The following is a 21,606-nucleotide window of genomic DNA, read 5'->3' on the forward strand; positions in this document are numbered from 1 at the left end:
TATTATGCGTATGTCTTTAAAAGAGACGGAGGTTATTGCTCCTCACTTTAAAAAGCGCTTATCGGGCGTAACCTCGACCGTTATTCAGCTTATTCCATTACAGCGAAAGCAGGGTATACATATATCCACTTTGGGGTTTGGGTTACCGAAAAATTTACCAGCTCTTGCTTTTAAGGATCTTTTTGAACTTTGGAAGAGTCCGGTGGGTAAGCCATTTCGTATTTGGCATGCACGGCGCAATATTGAGATGCTTTGTGGCGTTTTTTTGCGCGATATTTTACGAATGAAGCTTAAACTCCTCTTTACATCGGCCTCTCAACGCCATCATAAACCGTTTACCAAATGGTTGATTCGTCGTATGGATAAGGTTATTGCTACTAGTGTATGTACGGGAACCTATCTAGAGGTGCCTCATCAGGTTGTCATGCATGGGGTGGATGTTAGGCGTTTTTCACCACCGAAAACTCTTGATGATTGCTTTTCTTCGTCTGGTTTCCCAGGAAAGTATGCGGTAGGGTGTTTCGGACGTGTGCGCTATTTAAAGGGCACTGATTTGTTTGTGAATGCAATGATAGCATTATTGCCACGCTATCCTGAATGGACAGCGCTTATCGCTGGTCGGACAACAGAGCAACATTATAATTTTGAAAAAAAATTACGCCAGAAGATTGCTGAAGCTGGATTGGATAATCGCATTATTTTTCTTGGTGAAGTGCTCAATACACCTTTGTGGTATCGTCGTCTGTCGCTTTATGTGACACCTTCTCGTCTGGAAGGTTTTGGTTTAACACCCTTGGAGGCAATGGCGTCACAGACAGCTGTTGTGACAAGTGATGTGGGAATTTTTAAAGAATTGGTGGTAGAGGGAACAGGAACAGTCGTTCAAGCCGGAGATGGAGTAGCTTTAACGGAAGCGATTGAGCCTTATTTTGCTGATTTAGAAAAAACATTGGTAGCAGGAGAAAAAGCTTTAGCGCATGTTCGTACCCACTTTCCTTTGGAAAAAGAAGCAGCAGAAATTGGGAGTATTTACGAGACAATGTTTGCGGAAAAAACACTTTAATATGCTCCAAAACCCTTCTGAAAAGTAGATAGAATGCACTATTTTAAAGCTTTTTATAAATAAATAGTTCAAGTAAATGCTAAGTAAATACAAATGTTATTTTACAAAATTACATGTCTTTGATGTGATAAAACGCTAAATTCTTAAAATTTTTGATAAAAAAACGGAAGTTCATACATCTTAGAATGATGGAGGGGATTGTGATAAATGCCGCAGGTATGGGATTAGTTATTTTTACTCCAAAAATCTTTGGGGAGCAGAAAAGAGTACTATAATTAATGCATTCAAAGTTCAAGGATTTTAGATGAACTTTGGTAGTGTTGCACCAAGTGTATATGGGCAAAGCAATAAGACACTTTCCTTCTTTGAAAATAGAGTCTGGTGCTCTTTCTATGAAAACGGATTGTTAAGCTTTTCGTATTGCACTAATGGTGAAAGTAGTCGTGAATTTTTCAATAATAAAAATTCATATCAGGTGCACTGTAATGATAATATATTGATTAGTAAAGATAATTCATCATTTTGCATATTGAATTAAAGTTCCGAATACAATATAAAATTTTTTCATTTCGACCTCATCTTATAATGAATCGAAAAAACCGTTTTCTTGCACATCATAAGAGAGATTGATGTGTGGATAAAAAGCCTTGAGAAAAGAGGCAATATGCCTCTTGTAAACCGTCTTAATAAGAGCAGATGGGGCACATTGGGAGCTGGTAAATATAACGATGGTGCCCAATTTTCCTTCAATAAGTATAAAGAGGTGGTGCTTAATAGAAAAGACATTTTACAAGAAAACCGCTATGTTTTTTAATGACAAAGACTATTCGTACGATATATATAACATGTTTTATCATCAGTTCCATTTTTGGCAAGAAAGACTGAATAAAAGTGTTATAAGATTTTGACTGATTTGAAAGCTCTTGAGTGATACTTGAGAGATCGTGGTGAATCACATCTATTTCAAATGACTGATGCGTCCCAGAAAGATAAAGATGGTGCAGGGTTCGGATTTTGTATTGCTCAGGTAACCGATCGTTTGAAGCTTTTTAAAAATTCTTTAATCAATTGAATAAAGGTTAACTTTTACAACGTGTGTTGTTCATTTTTTTATTTATCTTATAAATTTCTTATCATTACAAAAATCAAACGCCATTCATTAAAATTGTTCACGCCAGAAAGCGGGGATAAAAAGTACGAAGATGGTTATAATTTCAAGACGTCCAGCGAGCATCAGAAAACTCAAAATCCATAAGGCATTATCATTAATTGTAGAGAAATTGCCAGTAGGACCAATAATGTCTCCAAAACCTGGGCCAATATTTGAAAGAGCGGTTAAGACGCCGGTAAAGGCAGAAGTAAAGTCAAGACCAGTTATAAGCAAAAGTGCCGTGCCGATAATAAGACAGAACATATAAAGACATACAAAAAACAAAATTGCTTTAGCAACATCGCTCGATATATTTGAGTGATCATAGTGAGCCTTTACCACGACATTAGGAGAGAGAAGTTGCGCTATATTTGTTTGTGTAATACGCCAAAGGATGATTAAGCGATTAATTTTCATGCCGCCAGAGGTAGAGCCAGCACATCCACCCGTAAAAGAAACAATGAAAAAAATCCCAAGCGCAAAAGGCCCCCAAAGTTGATAATCTTCAGCGCTATAGCCAGTGGTGCTAATGATAGATGAAAGGTGAAAAATGACATCAAGAAAAATCCAGTGGAAAGCGCGATGATCATGAAAACGCAACCATGCTGCTAAAGCAAAGCTAAAGAGAAAAACAATATTGAGAAAAACGATCACTTGTGGGTCAATAAAGCGTTTGGAGTGGCCCGGAAGCACTAGTTTAACATAAAGCACGAAGGGTAAAGCAGAGAGCAACATGAAGATTGTTGAAATAATCAAAATAGCTGGTTTATCAGAAAAATAACCAAAAGAGGCGTCATGGGTCGAAAAACCAGCTGTTGCTATTGTACTCATTGCATGATTGATAGCGTCAAATAAGCTCATGCCAGAAGCAAAATAAGAGAGCATACAGGCAAGTGTTAGCCCAACATAAGCTATGATAATTCCATTGGCAATCTGGTTGATGCGGGGCAATATTTTTTCAGATTTATCTGAGGATTCCATATGAAAAAGCCGCACTCCACCAACACGCAGCGAAGGCAAAAGCAATAAGGCTAAACCAATAAAGCCAATGCCCCCAATCCAGCATATGATAGAACGCCATAATAAAATACTTCGAGATAAATTATCAAGACCTGTGATCACTGTAGAGCCTGTGGTTGTAATCCCAGAGACGGATTCAAAGATTGCTCCTGCTAGAGAAATTGGGAGATGGGAAAGATAAAGAGGTAAGGCGCCGACGACGCTTCCTGTTAACCAAAGGCAAACAGTGAGCATAAAGCCAAGCCGTGCCGAAAAACGACAGGTAGCACCTTTGGTTGCAAGAAGAATCAGCGTTGCTAATATAGTGGTCATGGCGCAAGAGCAGACAAAGGTTATCCAATTACGGTTGCTGTCGTGTAAATCGGCCAAAATTGGCAAAAGCATTGCTCCTCCCATGATTAATGCAAAACGTGCACAAACATTGATAATAAATTGAAAAATGGTTGTTCCCTATCTCTGTATCTATTTTTATTACGGTTTTGTGTTTATGAGAATTTATGTTTCTCTCTTTATAGGATAAAGATTAATTTTTATGTTAAACATACCTTAATAAATTGGCAATCAAACGTTTTCACCAAACTCAAGAAGAAGTGTGTATACACTATAATTTAGGCTGTTGAAAAATGTTTTTTTTAAGGCAACATTTCGCTATAATTTATAGAGTGCTTAAGTAACAAAAAATGAAAGGGATTTTATGGTACAACCGCATATTCGCCTGCTTATTGTTGGTTCAGGTCCAGCTGGTTATACAGCGGCAATCTATGCGGCGAGAGGAATGCTCGAACCGGTTTTGGTTACTGGATTACAGCAGGGCGGACAGTTGACAATTACAACTGACGTTGAAAACTATCCAGGGTTTGCTGATCCAATTCAAGGACCATGGTTGATGGAACAGATGGCAAAACAAGCTGAAAATATGGGCACAAAAGTTGTTTATGATAGTATTATAAAGGCTGATTTATTGAAGCGCCCTTTTATCTTATATGGAGATTCAGGAACTCAATATTGTTGTGATGCGCTCATTATTGCAACGGGGGCGCAGGTTCGCTGGCTTGGTTTGGAGAGCGAGCAGACATTTATGGGGGGCGGTGTTTCTGCTTGCGCTACATGTGATGGCTTCTTTTATCGTGATAAGGACGTTATTGTTGTGGGAGGGGGAAATACAGCCGTTGAAGAAGCTCTTTATTTATCGCATTTGGCGAAGACGGTAAGCATAGTTCATCGGCGGAATCATTTTCGGGCGGAAAAAATTTTGCAAGATAGGTTGTTTGCTTGCGATAATGTACGCGTTATTTGGGATCATGTGGTAGAAGAAATTGTTGGTTTGCCAGCTCATGCTTCAATGGGAGCTGTTGTGACAGGTGTACGTCTCAAAAATATTAAAACCGGTCAAAAAATTAAGGTAGATACGGATGGAATATTTATTGCTATCGGACATGATCCTGCCGTCTCTTTGTTTGAAGGACAACTAAAACAAAAACCAGGCGGCTACTTGTGGACAGCGCCGGATTCAACAGCAACAAGCATTGCTGGTGTTTTTGCTGCGGGGGATGTTGTGGACAACATATTCCGCCAGGCTATAACAGCAGCAGGGAGGGGATGTATGGCAGCGCTGGAAGCAGAACGGTTTTTGGATCTGCAGATATAGATGTTTAAAATAGATACGCATCGGAAAAGTGAAAGAAATAAGAGGTAAAATTAATTGTGGCGTTATCATTGGATTGGGATAAGTTAAGGGTTTTTCATGCTGCGGCAGAAGCGGGTTCTTTTACGCATGCCGCTCAAAGGCTTCATTTATCCCAATCAGCAATTTCGCGACAGGTTTCAGCTTTAGAGCAGGAGGTTGGTGTGTTTCTGTTTCAGCGTCATGCACGTGGTTTGATCCTTACAGAGCAGGGTGAGATTCTTTATCGTACAACGCATGATGTTTTGATGAAGCTTGAAAGCGCGCATTCGCAATTAAGTGAAAGCTGTGAAAAACCAGCAGGGAATTTGCGTGTTACATCGACCTGCGGAATGGGGTCAGGGTGGCTTGTGGAACACATGCCTGAATTCCTGAGTCTTTATCCGGATATACGGATTCAACTCCTGTTTGATGATAAGGAACTTGATCTGACGATGCGTCATGCAGACTGTGCTGTTCGTTTACAAAAGCCTCAACAGCCTGATCTTATACAAAAAAAATTATTTACAATTCACATGCATGTTTATGCTTCAAAAAAATATATTGCAAATTATGGCAAACCAGAAAAATTATCTGAGCTCGATGAACACCGGATTATTTCATTCGGTGAACCTGTTCCACCTTATTTGTCTGGTTTAAATTGGTTGGAAAAGGCTGGTAAAGGTGATGGATCTTTGCGCCCTTCAGTACTGCGAATCAATAATATTATTTCGATCAAGAATGCGCTTATGTGTGATCTTGGTATTGCTGTGCTTCCTGATTATATCGTAGATAATGATGAGCACCTTGTGCGTCTTTTTCCTGATATGGTTGATATCCCTTCCTTTGATACTTTTTTTTGTTATCCTTATGCTTTAAAGAATTTGGCAAAGCTAAAAGCTTTTCGAGATTATATTTTTTCAAAAGCACGTCAGTGGTCTTTTTAATAATGTAGTATTTTAAGCTATGTGTTTAATGCATAGCAGATACGCGTAAGTCTTTATTGTGCTTTTTCTTATAAAATGACATAGAGTACTATCTCTTGATTATGTTGCCTCCCATTGCATTTTCTTGAGTGTTCCCTTACGAAGATCTGTCAGATTGATTTTATCTCTGAAGGTTTTCCAAACTTGCCGGATGTACGTGTCCGGTTTTTTTTTATTTTTTGAAAAGGTATCTAAAAATAGAGATATCTTTGAGGATGATAAGGAACAAATTTCAAAAGGTTTATGGGTGTTCAACAATTTTTATGCATATCAAGACTCAATGAAGAGCTTTGGAAAATATTGAGATTACAATGGCTTTTGTGAAATAGAAAAAGTTTGGCTGGAGGACATAGTATTTGTAAATGCCAGATTTTTTCTATCAATCACAAATTTAATCGGGAAGTATAAGCTTTACGGGTACGTAACAGCGTTTTCGGTGCACTATAATTTAATGTGACTGTAAAATTCGAAAAAGAGTTATTTTAAAATCATAGAGTTAAAACAGACAATGGTGCATGTTTCAATATGAGAAAGAAGGCAGAGATCGGCTATCTGTGAGTGTCATCTCTAAAATGGCTTGTATCTTACCCATTTAAATAGAATACCTAATTTTTTGATTCTGTCCGTAGCCATATGTTCCCATATCGTTTCGCTGGCACAAATTTTCTACCGAACCCATGTATTTATGCCGTAATCCAATGCCTGAAAATCTTTCAGATGTGCTGACATTTGGCAACAGAGCGATAGCAAGAAGCAAGAAACGATACTCAGAATTTTAAAGCAAGTTATTGCAAAAGCGCTGGATACGTAAGCAAGCTTCTTCAAGCAACTTTTCTGATGTTGCATAAGAAATACGAAAAGCTGGTCCAAGTCCAAAAGCAGATCCATGGACTACAGCGACAGATTCTGCTTCTAGCAGCGCTGTCACAAAGTCTTCATCATCATTGATTACGTTACCTTCCGGTGTTTTCTTTCCAATGAGTTCTGCACAAGAAGGATAAACATAGAAGGCACCTTCCGGTGTTGGACAGTTAATACCAGGAGCCTGGTTTAGAATGGAAACGACGAGATCACGGCGTGCTTGGAAAATACTTTTATTTTGCGCAATAAAATCTTGCGGACCATTGAGTGCTTCGACTGCTGCCCATTGTGAAATAGAACTTGTACCGGATGTTTGCTGACCTTGAATGGTATCTATGGCTTTAATTAATTCTGGTGGGCCACCCGCATAACCGATTCGCCAACCTGTCATGGCGTAGGCTTTAGAAACACCGTTCATTGTGAGTGTACGGTTGTAAAGATTTGGTTCCACTTGCGCCGGGGTGACAAAGGTAAAACCTCCATATATTAGATGTTCATATATATCATCAGTGAGGATATAAACATGAGGATATTTTACTAAAACATCCGTGAGCTTTTTTAATTCATTATGCGTATAAGCGGCGCCGGATGGATTTGAAGGAGAGTTAAAAATGAACCACTTAGTTTTGTGGGTAATAGCAGCTTCTAGCTCTTGTGGTTGAAGTTTGTAAGAGAATTCGGCTTTAGTTTCTACAAAGATAGGTATACCCCCGTTTAGAGTAACCATTTCTGGATAACTGACCCAATAAGGGGATGGAATGATGACTTCATCGTCTTTATTCAAAGTTGCCATCAATGCATTAAAGAGGATTTGTTTACCACCAGTGCCAACAATAATTTGCTCTGGTTGATAAGTGAGATTATTTTCTCTTTTAAATTTCGCAGAAATTGCTTGGCGCAATTCTGGAATACCAGATACAGGCGTGTATTTTGTTTCTCCACGTCGAATAGCTTCAATGGCAGCATTTTTTATATTGTTTGGTGTATCGAAATCTGGTTCTCCAGCACCTAAAGTAATGACATTACGGCCTAATGCTTTTAGATTACGCGCTTTTTGGGAAACAGCAATTGTTGCAGAAGGTTTGATACGGGAAAGCTTGTCAGCTATAAAAGCCATAATTTCAATCCTTACATGATATAAGCAAATGATAGTTGATTTTAACGTTATTCTATAAGAGATTACGTGGTATGCAATAAAAAAATTTGTGGGAAACCCCTTAGGAAATTTTGTTTAAAATAGAAAATTCTGTACCGCTGCTTTTTTTGAGGCTCAAGAGAGTGGTTCTCATTGATTATGCGAGTTTTGTGGGAAGGGGGCAGGAGCATCTGAATAATTGTGTGAAAAAGAGAGGCAGAGCTTTGTTTTATAAAGGTAAGTTATGCTTTTTGAATACAAAAAACCTTCGTCTGTAAAGACGAAGGTTTTTAAATAGAATATTGCAGAATTTAAAGATTAAAGGGCTATAAGGTTACCAGCAGCAGGTTTTCCGGAACGACGATCGTGAAGAACGTCATAAGAAATTTTTTGCCCTTCATTAAGAGTGCTTAAGCCAGAACGCTCAACAGCAGAAATGTGTACAAATACATCCACACTTCCATCACTAGGCTGAATGAATCCAAAACCTTTTGTTGCATTAAACCACTTAACTGTTCCTGTAGACATAAGAAACTCCTTAGAATATATAAATTATTGTATACTGAAGCTAAAAATCTTCAATACGATTCTGGATCGAAATTAGGTGGGAGAAGTTTCATCAAAAGTGCAGGTCGCACAGGAAAAAAGTCACTAACCGAAAGTTCGATGAAACTCATGTAAAGGGCTTTGGGATAAAAAACAAGTCTTAATCGATATTTTACACAAAGAAAAGATTGAGAGAGCGTATAAAAAGCATGCATTTTGCAGCACAACAAAAGCTTTAAGTGAAATAGCTTTGGAGTGAGCGCACTTTAAGGCACTTTTTTTTGAGTGCTTCGATAGCTTCTACTACAGATTTAGCTCCAGCCATTGTTGTATAATAGGGAACTTTTTGCATGAGCGCTGCATGTCGTAATGATTTGGAGTCTGAGATAGCACTGGCAGTGCTGGTTGTATTAAAAATCAATTGAATTTGTCGATTACGAATGGCATCTTCAATATGGGGATGACCCTCCAGCACTTTGTTAATTTTTTGTGCCTTAACGTTATGTTCGGAAAGAAATTTTTGTGTTCCACTTGTGGCTAAAACAGAAAAGCCAAGCTTAGCTAAACGTTTTACGGGATTTAAGACATGTTTTTTATCTTCATCTCTCACAGACACGAACAAAGTTCCCTCTTTTGGAAGCTCAACCCCAGCTCCAAGTTGGGCTTTTGCAAAAGCAAGAGCAAATTCATAATCAAGTCCCATGACCTCCCCGGTTGAGCGCATTTCTGGACCAAGAAGCGTATCAACACCTGGAAACCGGGCAAAAGGAAAAACAGCTTCTTTGACAGCGATACGTTGTTTGTGCTGTGAAGAGGGTAATCCACCATAAGTTTGAATTGCATTGTGGAGAGTCTCTCCTGTCATAATACGGGTGGCCATTTTGGCAATAGGGCGGCCAATCGCTTTTGCGACAAATGGAACAGTACGCGAAGCACGAGGGTTAACTTCTAAGACATAGATTGTATCATCTTTAACAGCATATTGCACATTCATTAAACCACGAACATGAAGTGCTTGTGCTAACGCTTTGGTTTGACGTTCTAACTCTATTATCAATTTATGTGAAAGTGTACGTACTGGTAAAGAACATGCTGAATCACCGGAGTGAATTCCCGCTTCTTCAATATGTTCCATAATGCCTACGACTAACGTTTCTTTTCCATCACACAAGCAGTCAACATCAACTTCAATTGCTTCTGTCAGGTAGGTATCGAATAAAAGTGGATTTTTATCAAGCAATGTGTTGAGCTGGCTCATTTTGTCGTTTGGGTAACGGGCTTTGATATCTTCTGGTACCAATTCAGGTATATTCTCAAGCAAATAATTCTGCAAACTACGTTCATCGCGGATAATTTGCATAGCACGTCCTCCTAAAACATAAGAAGGGCGTACAACCAATGGGAAGCCCAGTTCATGGGCGATGAGGTGCGTTTGTTCAACCGAATGGGCGATACCGTTTTTAGGTTGTGTTAAATTAAGCTTGAACAACAATTTTTGAAAGCGATCTCTGTCTTCTGCTAAATCGATGGCGTCAGGTGAAGTGCCTAAGATGGGGATATTATGTTTTTCTAGTGTTTTTGCCAATTTCAGAGGTGTTTGTCCGCCAAATTGGACGATGACTCCGACCAATTCACCTTTTTGCTGTTCTGTTTCTAAAATGGCAATAACATCTTCTGCTGTTAAAGATTCAAAATAAAGACGGTCAGAGGTATCGTAGTCGGTTGAGACTGTTTCAGGATTGCAGTTAATCATGATGGCTTCAAACCCTGCATCACGCAGTGCAAAAGCAGCGTGGCAGCAACAGTAGTCAAATTCAATGCCTTGTCCGATACGATTTGGCCCCCCGCCTAAAATGGCAATTTTTTTGCGTTTAGAAACTTGTGCTTCCGAGTGTTCCACGCTTGCAAAGGGGACTTCATACGTTGAATACATGTACGCTGTAGGCGAAGAAAATTCAGCTGCACAGGTATCAATACGTTTAAAAACAGGTTTGACATTAAGCGATTTATACAAAGCAGCAATATCATCTGGTTCTTGTCCAGTAAGGTTGGCTAATCGGGTATTCGAAAAGCCCATAGCTTTTAGCATGCGCAGATTGCCTGCGTCTTGGGGTAACCCATGAGTGCGGATTCGCTGTTCCATTGCAATGATAGAGGCTATTTGTTCTAAAAACCATGGATCAATTTTGCTGATTTGATGGATTTCATTTAAAGGCAAGCCTATGCGTATTGCTTGGGCTATGTAGCGCAGACGATCAGGGCTTGGTTTTGCAATAGCAGAGCGCATAGAATTCTTCTCATCCCCTTCAGCATGTTCAGGAATGACAATTTCGTCAAGACCGGTAAGACCTGTTTCAAGTCCACGGAGCGCTTTTTGCAGCGATTCTTGAAAAGTACGACCAATTGCCATGACTTCGCCCACAGATTTCATAGCAGTCGTTAATACAGGGGATGAACCAGGAAATTTTTCGAAGGCAAAACGAGGAATCTTGGTAACAATATAGTCAATAGAGGGTTCAAATGATGCTGGTGTTGTACCACCCGTAATATCATTTTTTAATTCATCAAGTGTGTAGCCAACTGCGAGTTTAGCAGCTACCTTTGCAATTGGAAAACCGGTTGCTTTTGAGGCAAGCGCTGAAGAGCGGGAAACACGCGGGTTCATTTCAATAACAATGAGGCGGCCATTTTCAGGATTGATAGCAAATTGTACATTGGATCCTCCAGTTTCAACGCCAATTTCACGCAGTACGGCTATAGAGGCGTTACGCATACATTGATATTCTTTGTCAGTTAAGGTGAGGGCAGGTGCTATGGTGATGGAATCACCGGTATGGACACCCATAGGGTCAATATTTTCAATAGAACAAACAATGATACAGTTGTCATTCTTGTCGCGGACAACTTCCATTTCATATTCTTTCCATCCCAAAACACTTTCTTCAATTAAAACTTCTGTTGTTGGTGAAGCTTCAAGCCCGCGTTCTATGATTTCATAAAATTCAGAACGGTTGTAAGCAATTCCACCGCCTGTCCCACCAAGCGTGAATGAAGGACGGATAATGGCTGGAAGACCAACAATATCAAGAGCTTGAACAGCTTTCGCAGTAGCATGCGCTATATAATGTTGTTTACGGTTGGCTTCTGTGTGACGCCAATCACGCTCAAGCTTTTCCAGTGCTTGGTCAAGTGCATCACCAGAAAGTGTAGCCTGAAGTTCATGGCGTTTTTTTGCGTGGAGTTGGCGATTTTCTTCTTTAAGTTCAGTTGCATTGGCTAACATAGAACGCGGTGTTTCCAAACCGATTTTTGCCATCGCCTGACGAAACAAGGCACGATCTTCAGCTTTATCAATAGCATCGGCATTTGCACCTATCATTTCAACATGATAGCGGTCTAAAATTCCCATACGTTTTAATGATAAAGCGGTATTGAGTGCTGTTTGTCCTCCCATAGTTGGTAAGAGGGCGTCGGGGCGTTCATGGGCAATAATTTGGGCAACAATTTCAGGAGTGATGGGTTCAATATAAGTTGCATCAGCTAGATCTGGGTCTGTCATAATGGTGGCAGGATTGGAATTAACCAGAATAATTCGGTAGCCTTCTTCTTTTAACGCCTTACAGGCTTGTGTGCCAGAATAGTCGAATTCACATGCCTGGCCAATAACAATAGGTCCTGCTCCAATGATAAGAATAGATCTTATATCTGTACGTTTTGGCATAGCTTTTTCCTATGATAAACATCCACGTGCAAGTGCAGTAGGCAAAGTATTTCATTTGATGCTAAAACAATTTTATAGATTAATAGAGAAAGAAAGTAAGCACTAAAATGCCTTTTCCATGTTTTTTTTCATAGAAGAAGATCAACGTGGTTAGGAGAACAAGTAGTTATTTACGATAAATGAAAATTTTTCGAACAGGAATAGGCTTTTTATGTGTGATGGTAAAGAGGATGAGCCTGTTGTTGTGATGTTTGTCGTTTTAAGTTTTTAGCTTACTAACTCTTCATACTTTTTTTAATGATGGTGCTGCGAAATGGTGTGTTCTTTACAAGAGCAATTGAATAATTCAAAATCAGAAGTCAAGGATGGGTACGATCAGTTTATTGTAACAATGTTGACCGTATTTCTGCACACATGATACGTAGCATTAAGAGCCTATGTGGTGGTGTATATTTTCACCTTGTGTTTGTTTTATGCTCTGCGTTTACAGCTTTTACTGCAGGTTTGTTTCATTGGTTATGAATTTTAATGAAGCGTTCTTTGGTTATGGAGTGTGTTTGAGTAATAGCTGGAGGAACTCTCTTAAGACTTTATGTTCGCAAAACTCTCCGTCATTCCTGCATTATACCTAAAGTTTAACCAGACTTTTTGAAAGTGGTAAATTTTATAAGAAGTGCTAAGTGTTGTTAATAAAATGGATCATGCTGCTTTGTAAAAGTTCCAGAAGGACTTCATATTTCTTCATAATTTATTCGAACAACAAATTGGTTTTTAACCATAAATCATTATTGTACATATTGAATAAAATTTTTTTATATTGTAGTATTTTGTTGTTTCAAACACTCTTATTATGAACGAGTAAAAGCCATTCTATAATAGGTCAATGGAGCGATTGGTGCGTGTATTAAGCAGTTTTAGAAGGAATAAAACATGCAATTAATAAACCGTTTAAATGCCAGAGCAGTAATGAAAATGAAGGGTGGATAAGTGGAATGATGGTGTTGGTTCTATTTTCGTAAACTAAAGATGGTAGTGCTGAATGATTTTTTTATATCTTCTATAGGGGTGCTAGGAGATGCAATTGGGACCAAGCAAAGGTTGTATTTTAAGACAAGTCAATGAATTAGCAGTAAAATCCATAGGTATTATTTGCACAACGTGAAAAATGGTTTCGATGTAGTGATACGTCTGATAAAATAGGATTTTGTGGTCCTTTGCCTGATCCTTTCTAAAATTTCCACTTTGTTATCGTTTTGTATTAAAATAATTTATGTATGGTATGGAATAGCTCCCAAAAATCCGGGGAATTCAGAAGAGAGTAGGGGAATGAGTGTGTATACGGAAAGCAGTGTGTATACTATGAAAAATCATGAGCTCAATCCGAAATTTGTTCAGCGAGGGCTCATATTAGTTTTCATTACTTTGTTATTGGATGTTATTGGTGTCGCAATCATTAGTCCTATTTTGCCTGAATATTTTTCTCAGTTAACGGGAAAGGGTGTGAGTGCGTCTTTTGCGGACAGAGGAAGATTACTGGTGGCTTATTCTGTGATGCAGTTTTTATTTGCTCCTGTTATTGGCAATTTTTCTGACCGTTATGGTCGCCGTCCTATTTTGCTTATCTGTATTATCAGTTTTGCTCTTGATAATTTCATATGTGCTATAGCGTGGAGCTATGCTATGTTGTTTATCGGGTGCCTTTTGTCAGGAATAAGTGGCGCTAGTTTTGCAACTCGTATGGCTTATATTGCCGATATATCTGATGATAAGACCCGTACGCGCAATTTTGGTTTGTTAGGAATTGCATCCGGATTGGGATTTATTTTAGGTTCCTTTATCGGGGGTTTTTTAGGTCAATTTGGCTCACGTGTTCCATTTTATTTTGCAACAGGGTTTTCACTCATTAATTTTATTTTTGCGTGGGCTATGCTTCCAGAAACTCTTCCTATGTGGAATAGGCGCTATCTTGATATTAAGCGTGCAAATCCTTTAGGTGCTCTTTTGCAACTGAGGCAATATCCAACAGTTCTATGGGTGTTGTTGGTCTTGTTTTTTTATTGGCTTGCAGAATATATATGGCCAAGTCTTTGGGCATTTATTGCTAAAGAACGCTATGATTGGAGTCCGTTCTCTATTGGATTGTCTTATAGTGTTTTCGGAATAGGTCAGATTATTGTGGTAGCTTTTATTTTGCCTTATTTTTCTAAGCGATGGAGCAATTGGTGTATTGTCATGGTGGGACTCCTGTTTGCATTGGTGGCTATGCTTGGCTATACATTTGCGACGCAGGGGTGGATGGTTTATGTGGTTTTTGTGTGTACAATGTTTGAATATATTGTTCACGCACCTCTGCGCGCTATTGCTTCAGCACAGGTGCCAGCGAATGCACAAGGAGAATTGCAAGGGGCAATGGCGTCCGTTGTTTCATTGAGCTCAATATTGGGCCCCATTTTTTATATGCTTCTCTTCGAGCGATTTACGTATCAAGATGCGGTGTTTTATTTTCCTGGCGCTCCTTTTGTGGGCAGCTTTTGTGTGCTTGTGGTCACAGTAATAGTTTTTGCTTTACGGGTACGCTAATCTCTTAAAGTTTTTGCTGAAAAAATATTTTGTAAAACAATTTAAAGATAAATAAAGCTTATAATTTTATAGGGGAGGTAGCTATTTCTGTTACTAAAAGCAATGTATTTTTGCACAAAAAAAGATACAGTTTTGGGAAGCGAAAGTCCAAAATAAAGTATTTCGATTAAGCTGTTCTTTTATAATCCATAATAAGATTGAAAAAACGTTGAAATAGATAGTGACTGTCCTGTGGTCCGGGAGAAGCTTCGGGGTGATGTTGAACAGAAAAAACTGGTTTTCCGATGATGCGAAGACCGCAATTTGAGTTATCAAAGAGGGAAATATGTGTTTCTTCAACATGCTCCGGCAAAGATGTTGTTTCCACAGCAAAACCATGATTCATTGATGCAATTTCAACTTTTCCGGTGATAAAGTCTTTAACAGGGTGGTTGGCACCATGGTGTCCTTGGTGCATTTTTATGGTTTTTGCTCCAACAGCAAGAGCTAGAAGTTGGTGCCCGAGACATATGCCAAAAAGCGGTATATTACTGTCAATGAGGGCTTGAATGGTTGGAACAGCATAATTAGCTGTGGCGGTTGGATCACCTGGTCCATTGGAAAGAAAAACACCATCAGGATTCATTGCCAGAATTTTTTCTACGTTTGTGTTTGCTGGCACAATAGTTATGCGTGCACCGTGTGCAGCCATAAGGCGCAGAATATTGCGCTTAATGCCATAGTCAATCGCAACAATGTGAAAATTGCATGCATCATTCGTAGTATAGCCTTTATTCCATATCCATGGTTTTTCATTCCATTCCACAAATTGCTTTGATGTCACTTCTTTTGCAAGATCAAGATTGATAAGGCCAGTCCATTTTTGTGCATGTTTTTTCAGAGCGTGAATATCAAAATTTCCATTTGGATCATGGATGATGATGCCATTTAGTGAACCTTTTTCACGAATAAGAACAGTTAATGCCCGTGTATCAACGCCACAAAGCGCAATGATTTTACGCGTTTTGAGCCATTGATTAAGATTTTCATTTGCCCGATAGTTGGAGGGATAGGTAATGTCTGCTTTGAAAATAGCACCGACTGCTCCATGATAATTGAGGGGTACGAGATCCTCAATATCTTCACTATTGGTCCCTACATTGCCAATATGAGGGAAAGTAAAGTTAATGATTTGTTTTTTATATGACGGATCCGTGAGGATTTCTTCATAGCCTGTCATGGCTGTGTTAAAACATATTTCACCTTCAGCAACACCTGTAGCACCTGCTCCTTTGCCCTCAATAACTGTTCCATCGGCTAATATTAAGAGGGCTGTAGGCCTGCTTATACTCCAAGGGTTGGGAGATGGAATAGTTTGTGTCATAATGTCTGCCTACAATTTTTTATCTGAAAGGTATAATGACCAACGTTACACAAAAAACACTACCATAATGTATGGTGTGTGTATGTGTATTATTATCGCAATGTTTTGCTTAGGTTCAGAAGTATAGGTATATTCCATGAAGAGGTAAAGTCCTGTTTTTGGATTTTCTAAGACCTCGATGTTAATTATTTTTTATCATGCATTGTAAAAGGTATCAGGATTGGTGAGAAACTCTTTTAAAGTCCCCTTCTCTTATCAAATGTTTCTTCAATAAAATCAAACATTTTAGAATGTCTCTTCTGACGGTTTAATAAAAAGCTTCTTCTTTTATGGAACTTCCATTTTATGTTTCAATTGTCCTTTGTTTAGAGAGTGAGGTGCAAAGAATCTAAGCTGCTGGGAGAATATATGCTAAATTAATAAATTTTTAGAAAATTAACTTTGTGGACAAAAGCGCCGTAGATAATCTGCTTGAATAGAATCGGGCAAGCTTATATTGCATGATCGGATTGATAGAGCACTTAAAACTGCTTTGAAGGGAGAGGAAAAATGCATCTTGCTATGCTTTGTTTCATTGATGGTGCCTTTAATTGGCGCTGCGGTTAGGGAGAGTGATATTTTTCATTTTAGTCAAGGAAAATTAGAAATGGATTATTATCAGATATACAGTCTATTGAGCTAAAGTCATGCGATAGAGTGAAGAGTTAGCGCGTTTTTATAGAAGAATCTTGCTCCTTGTAATTGGCGGGGAAAGAACAAAGGAAAATGGCGATCATAGGTAAATTTCTTTCCTATTAGCTTGATGCGGTGAAAAGTTAAACAAGTTCTTTGTAAAACTTTGGCGTAAACAAAAGCTGTGAGGGATTAGGTGATTCACTTAGGTTATGGTGTGGCTCAAGGAATGCTTCGCGGGACAAATAAATTTTTCTAAGCTTGACAATAATCTTGGTGCAACATTCTAGTAAACCTTAAAAGGGTATCTAAAGTATTTTTAGTATGAGCAACTTCACAAGCGTACAGATAATGTGGAATCATTAAATGTTGATAAGCAAATTCATCTGAAAAATTCACTGCAGGAGAATGCTTTGAAATAAATGAGGAGCTCTTTCTGCGAGAAAGTAAACAAGACATTTGCCCGCTGTTTAATATTGTGTTGCTCTTCAAGATATTTATATGGAATTTGTTGTGTACAGCGGTGAAGCTGCTAAAAACAGTTCGGTTAATAACAATGGTTTGCCTGCTAGTCGCAAACGGGAGCGGCGTGCCCAAAGCGCACCTTGTCGGCCAATATAAATGTAATCGCGAGTTAGGTTGTCACTGCTAAATAAATACCGTCCCAGTGGTACAGTCCCTAAGTTTATCAGTGCTTCATTATGTTCAAATAGGGTTTCTTGCGGTATCACTGTGCGCCCAAGAAGCCAAGGTTGGTTGTCTCCCATCAGTATGACTTCGCGGAGCCAGTAACATGTGCTATTGGGCAAATGCGCAGCTTCTTCTTTCAGGTTATCACGTGTAATGAAACATTCACGTTGTGGTTCAATACGTATGCAAGTGCAGTGATTTTCAAATCGACGTGTCATGGATCCCAACTCCATTAGCCAATCGCTAACGCCAGCTGGTACTGGAGGATCTTGATCGGATAGCCATTTCAAAGGTGGCAAGATAGAACTCCTAAGATCAGATATCATTTCACTTTCTACCTAAAACCGCATTTCATGTGCTGTATGTTAAACGATATAAATAAACATTCTTATTGTAATTTAGAAATGCAGAAGCAGCAAGATTCTAATTCAAGAAGCTAAGCTGCTTGGATAAGTGCGTTCCAGTCTGTCGTTAAGAAGAAAACATAAAGCTTAGCCACAGGTATCTACCACAGCATAATTTGCATCCACCTTACCACGACTTTTCAGGGTCCAATATTGGTTTTTTCAACGTTTTTCTCTCATAATGATCTTTTTTATAGTCTGCAGCACAATCTATAGCTTCCAGCACAAGAATGAGCACAAACAAAACTAACATCGATCCTCACAGCTTCACCATCATAACCTATAGTCCTTAACAAGCGCTTCCAAAACCTGAAATCCCTTTCTGACACCAGAATTCACAATATTGATGGATGCTGTTCTCCTTTGTTTGAAGGTAAGGAGAAATTCTCGCCAGAGTCTCTTATTAAAATAAAATGAATGTCTTAAAAAAGTGACAGGTAAGATTTTCAATCTTCATGCGCGTCTCAGAAAATAATTTTCAATAACCAGTAATCCTTTGCTAATTCTTGACTCTTGGTATCATACTTCTCCCTGGTAAAATACCTTTGTTCTTTACAAATAGAATGTTATCATCATTCCATTTTTTCTCAAATTTTATTAAGGCACAGAACCTAGGACAATCCTGTTTTCATCCACAGATTTAAAAAGGCTATTTGAATGTTCCGGTAAAATGGTTTCGTTAGTGAGATATATGTTGGTTAAGCATTGCACGACAGAAGTTTTGACATTCGCGATAGGGTTTTACTAAGAGTACTCATTGACTGGGTCATTGCTCTAGGTTAGATGAGCCCAATTTAATAATCTGTGATAAGCATAGTCTATTTTTATGAGAATATTGATCATCATCAATATGGCAATAGAGCATCTCTTTGAAGCAGTGATATTGGAGCATGAATTATAAATATAAAAAAGAAAAAACGGTACGGCAATAAAACAGCCCTAAATATTTCTGCGGTTACAATACGCCATAGCATGGCTAATATTGGCATATGAGGTGATGTGTTGCTAAAAGCTTTTATATGCTACTTGTTTAACAATACGATGATGGTGATACAAAAAGACTGCATAAGCATATCACCACCCTTCTTCTTTCGCAAAAATTTTTAAAGCTATGGCGGAAATTTTTAACACTTGCATTCAGCACCAAGAGGTGCCTTAAAAAATGAACAAATGCTCTATGATCGAATTTTTCGTCCTACCCATATAAGAATGCAGGCTCCAATAAAACCTGAAATAAGATAGCCAAGCCAACCAGCAAAATTCACCCCTAAAAGTCCAAAAAGAAAGCTGGCTAATATGGCTCCAATAATTCCTAAGATAATGTTTAGGAATACCCCTGTCTGGCTTTTCATAAGATATTGCGCAGCCCAACCCGCAAGTCCACCGATGATAATAGCTGCAATCCAACCGATATTTGCGTCTTCCATTACATTCTCCTCTACCTATATCTAAACTGTTAAGTCTAACTAGGGTAGGCTTTGTCAAGGTCAAGGCTTATTTCTTTTCTTGCTCGAGGGGGGATATCGCTACTGGAAATGCTGTTACAATCTTTATTTTTTTTACTTTGCTGATTTTCAATTCATATAAATATCTTCTGCGTGAAGTACTCACTGCAAAAATCAAAAGCATATATAATCTCTCTTAATACCAAAAAGCGCTTAGTGGAGCAATAATTCTTCGTAAAAAGAGGAAATGTCTGTGAAAGTACTTTGAGAGTATAATAAAGTATATTTATCAATAGATTTTTTGCCAATTATTATAACAAACTTTGAAAAAACTAAGATGACATGATAAAAGCAATAAGCAACATTGATACTCAAAAAGTTCGAAAAGAAGTTCGCAAAAATGATATCAATGATGTTTAAAAATATCTCTATTTAACTCTTTGCAAAATGTTGTGTAGGTCGAATCTGTAAAAACATTGATATAAGAGTTGTAATCTGATTCATGGCTGCATTTTTCATGATACAGTTCATTTCCTCTAAATAACAGCTGTTAATTTTCTCGTTCAAGTATTCTCAAAGTCAAAATTTGGCTGTTTGTCGTTCAGCAGGATTACGCAGGCGGGAACTTTAGAGTAACCTCTTTGCTTCTAAAATTTGGTAGACCATTGAGGTTAAAAGGAAATTAATCTGTTTTAGATCGCGGACAGTGCCAAGTGAAAGATAGATGACTCTACGTTTTTGAGGTCAACTTCACGCAAGCGTTTAAAATATTTTAGACTCATTTCTTTTTCTAAATTTCGGAGCTGATCTTTTTTTGTGCCAATAACTGCGCAGTGTGTGTTCGCGAGACAAGAACATTAAATGCGATATGCGCATTGGCTAGAACAATAGCGTGAAAACGAAGGAGGTCATTCCATCCTTCACTGCTGAATTGTAAGCCTTTATTGTTTCTTTTTAACCAGCATAAGCATATTATGAATAATGATGTCTCCTGCTTGATCTAATTTTATACAAGTGCCTAAAAGTTCTCGTATTTGAAGTGCTTCTTCATTAGATAATTTTTGTGCAGCTAATCGTGCAAGATAAAGTTTGATTGCGATATGCTTTTTGTCCAATATGGTGTTCGGCTGGTTAAGTTCACGGATAATGTCGGGATCAGGTTTCTGTCATAAAGTTCCATAATTTTTTCTAGCATGATATCCAAAAGATCACAAATATGGATGACTTCACGCATGACATTAGAGAGTGCCAGAGTGGGGCGGTCAAGAACGATATCATCAAGAGCTGTTTGATTGGATAAATTAAGAGTTTTATCGGTTTGCATTTTTTTTGTACTTAAATGGACAATTTCAGTAATCAGTTTTGAAATCCATTTCAAGAGTGGTATTCCAGTAAGGAGAATGAAAACATTAAAAATGCTATGAGCGTTAATAACTTGAGTAAAAGCGTCATTGCCAAACCATATGATTGGTGGTTGAAAGGAGAGAAATAAGAGAAGGACAAGGATTGAACCAGCTCCGCGCATGAGCAAATTCTCCAATGGAACGAGGCGGGTATTAGGGGCGGCATTGCGTGTTAAAAGTGGTGCGATAAGAGAGGAACCAAAATTGACCCCGAGGACCATGATAACACATAGTTCAGCATGGATGAGATTATAGTTAGCAAAATTAACCAGCAAAATGATTCCTGCAACCGATGAATGCAAGAGGTAGGTTAGTGTTTCTGCCAATAAAAAATGGAAACAGGATCGGTTGAAAAATAGCTAATAATGCTAGGTGAACTTGCGCTATCACGTAAAGCCTTTGTGGCTGTGCTTATCATTTGTAAAGACAAAATAAAAATGCTGATACTGATAATAATACATCCGATTTGATGCTAATCACGTTTTTCAGTTGCCATGAAAATACAAGTGCTGATTAAAAAACACAGTAGCACAAGGATAGTAGTAAGATCGTAGAAGAGAATTTTGACAACCAATGCCGATCCTAATTCTCCTCCACACACAGCTATAGGTCCTACTAGCCCAGAGACAAAACCAGATTCCACAAAAGAACCAACAAGCATTGTTATTGGTGTAGAGCTTTGTAAAATCATTGCTGTAAAAAGTTCAAAGCTTACAACAAAAAATGGTTTGGAAATAACATGGCGCATTTTGTATTTCAGCTCGTCACCATAGGGCGCGTTCAACTCCCTCCCGTACGCACCATACGGGTGGCCCAAAGAAGTTAAAGAAATAGCGTCTGCAAGATGAAGGAGTACAAATGAACTATTCATGATACTTTTTCTTCTCTGTTGTTATGAATATAG

General features: G+C 38.4%; 11 protein-coding genes and 1 pseudogene. 4 read left to right on the top strand and 8 right to left on the bottom strand.

The window, feature by feature from the left end:
• Positions 1 to 4: 4 nt before the first annotated feature.
• A complete protein-coding gene (locus MF1_RS01690; RefSeq protein WP_014924310.1) occupies positions 5 to 1,063 on the top strand; it encodes a glycosyltransferase family 4 protein in 1,059 nt (352 codons plus the stop codon).
• 1,159 nt (positions 1,064 to 2,222) lie between these two features.
• Here the strand turns inward: MF1_RS01690 and MF1_RS01695 are convergent.
• Positions 2,223 to 3,617: a TrkH family potassium uptake protein gene (locus tag MF1_RS01695; RefSeq protein ID WP_161510325.1), complete on the bottom strand. Its 1,395-nt coding sequence runs from the start codon at positions 3,615 to 3,617 to the stop codon at positions 2,223 to 2,225.
• Positions 3,618 to 3,927: 310 nt separating this feature from the next.
• Between MF1_RS01695 and trxB the strand changes: the two genes are divergently transcribed.
• Complete coding sequence (gene trxB / locus MF1_RS01700; protein WP_014924308.1) at positions 3,928 to 4,881, top strand: thioredoxin-disulfide reductase; 954 nt, start codon at positions 3,928 to 3,930, stop codon at positions 4,879 to 4,881.
• A 56-nt stretch (positions 4,882 to 4,937) separates the two neighbouring features.
• Positions 4,938 to 5,843 (top strand): LysR family transcriptional regulator, encoded by a 906-nt coding sequence (locus tag MF1_RS01705; protein WP_161510326.1) that lies wholly within the window; start codon positions 4,938 to 4,940, stop codon positions 5,841 to 5,843.
• A gap of 814 nt (positions 5,844 to 6,657) precedes the next feature.
• Here MF1_RS01705 and MF1_RS01710 read toward each other — a convergent pair.
• From MF1_RS01710 to carB, 3 genes are all read right to left on the bottom strand, one after another.
• Positions 6,658 to 7,860: a pyridoxal phosphate-dependent aminotransferase gene (locus MF1_RS01710; protein ID WP_011179632.1), complete on the bottom strand. Its 1,203-nt coding sequence runs from the start codon at positions 7,858 to 7,860 to the stop codon at positions 6,658 to 6,660.
• A 336-nt stretch (positions 7,861 to 8,196) separates the two neighbouring features.
• Positions 8,197 to 8,406, bottom strand: a complete 210-nt coding sequence (locus MF1_RS01715; RefSeq protein WP_011179631.1) for a cold-shock protein — start codon at positions 8,404 to 8,406, stop codon at positions 8,197 to 8,199.
• A 253-nt stretch (positions 8,407 to 8,659) separates the two neighbouring features.
• Positions 8,660 to 12,145, bottom strand: coding sequence for a carbamoyl-phosphate synthase large subunit (carB, locus tag MF1_RS01720; RefSeq protein ID WP_161510327.1), 3,486 nt, complete (start codon positions 12,143 to 12,145; stop codon positions 8,660 to 8,662).
• A gap of 1,359 nt (positions 12,146 to 13,504) precedes the next feature.
• Here carB and MF1_RS01725 point away from each other — a divergent pair.
• Positions 13,505 to 14,725, top strand: a complete 1,221-nt coding sequence (locus MF1_RS01725) for a tetracycline resistance MFS efflux pump (RefSeq protein ID WP_014924305.1) — start codon at positions 13,505 to 13,507, stop codon at positions 14,723 to 14,725.
• A gap of 166 nt (positions 14,726 to 14,891) precedes the next feature.
• Here the strand turns inward: MF1_RS01725 and carA are convergent, their stop codons facing one another.
• From carA to MF1_RS01745, 4 genes and pseudogenes are all read right to left on the bottom strand, one after another.
• A complete protein-coding gene (carA, locus tag MF1_RS01730) occupies positions 14,892 to 16,088 on the bottom strand; it encodes a glutamine-hydrolyzing carbamoyl-phosphate synthase small subunit (RefSeq protein WP_161510328.1) in 1,197 nt (398 codons plus the stop codon).
• Between the two features lie 1,169 nt (positions 16,089 to 17,257).
• The gene (gene ubiC, locus MF1_RS01735; protein ID WP_042995424.1) at positions 17,258 to 17,776 is read right to left on the bottom strand and encodes a chorismate lyase; all 519 of its coding nucleotides are present in this window, start codon (positions 17,774 to 17,776) and stop codon (positions 17,258 to 17,260) included.
• A 1,253-nt stretch (positions 17,777 to 19,029) separates the two neighbouring features.
• Positions 19,030 to 19,281 carry a GlsB/YeaQ/YmgE family stress response membrane protein gene (locus MF1_RS01740; protein WP_161510329.1) on the bottom strand — a complete coding sequence of 84 codons (252 nt, stop codon included), beginning with the start codon at positions 19,279 to 19,281 and terminating at the stop codon, positions 19,030 to 19,032.
• Positions 19,282 to 19,926: 645 nt separating this feature from the next.
• Positions 19,927 to 21,573: pseudogene (locus tag MF1_RS01745) on the bottom strand (Na/Pi cotransporter family protein).
• Positions 21,574 to 21,606 lie beyond the last annotated feature (33 nt).

Origin of the sequence: Bartonella quintana, from assembly GCF_009936175.1 — a bacterium.
Lineage (GTDB): Bacteria > Pseudomonadota > Alphaproteobacteria > Rhizobiales > Rhizobiaceae > Bartonella > Bartonella quintana.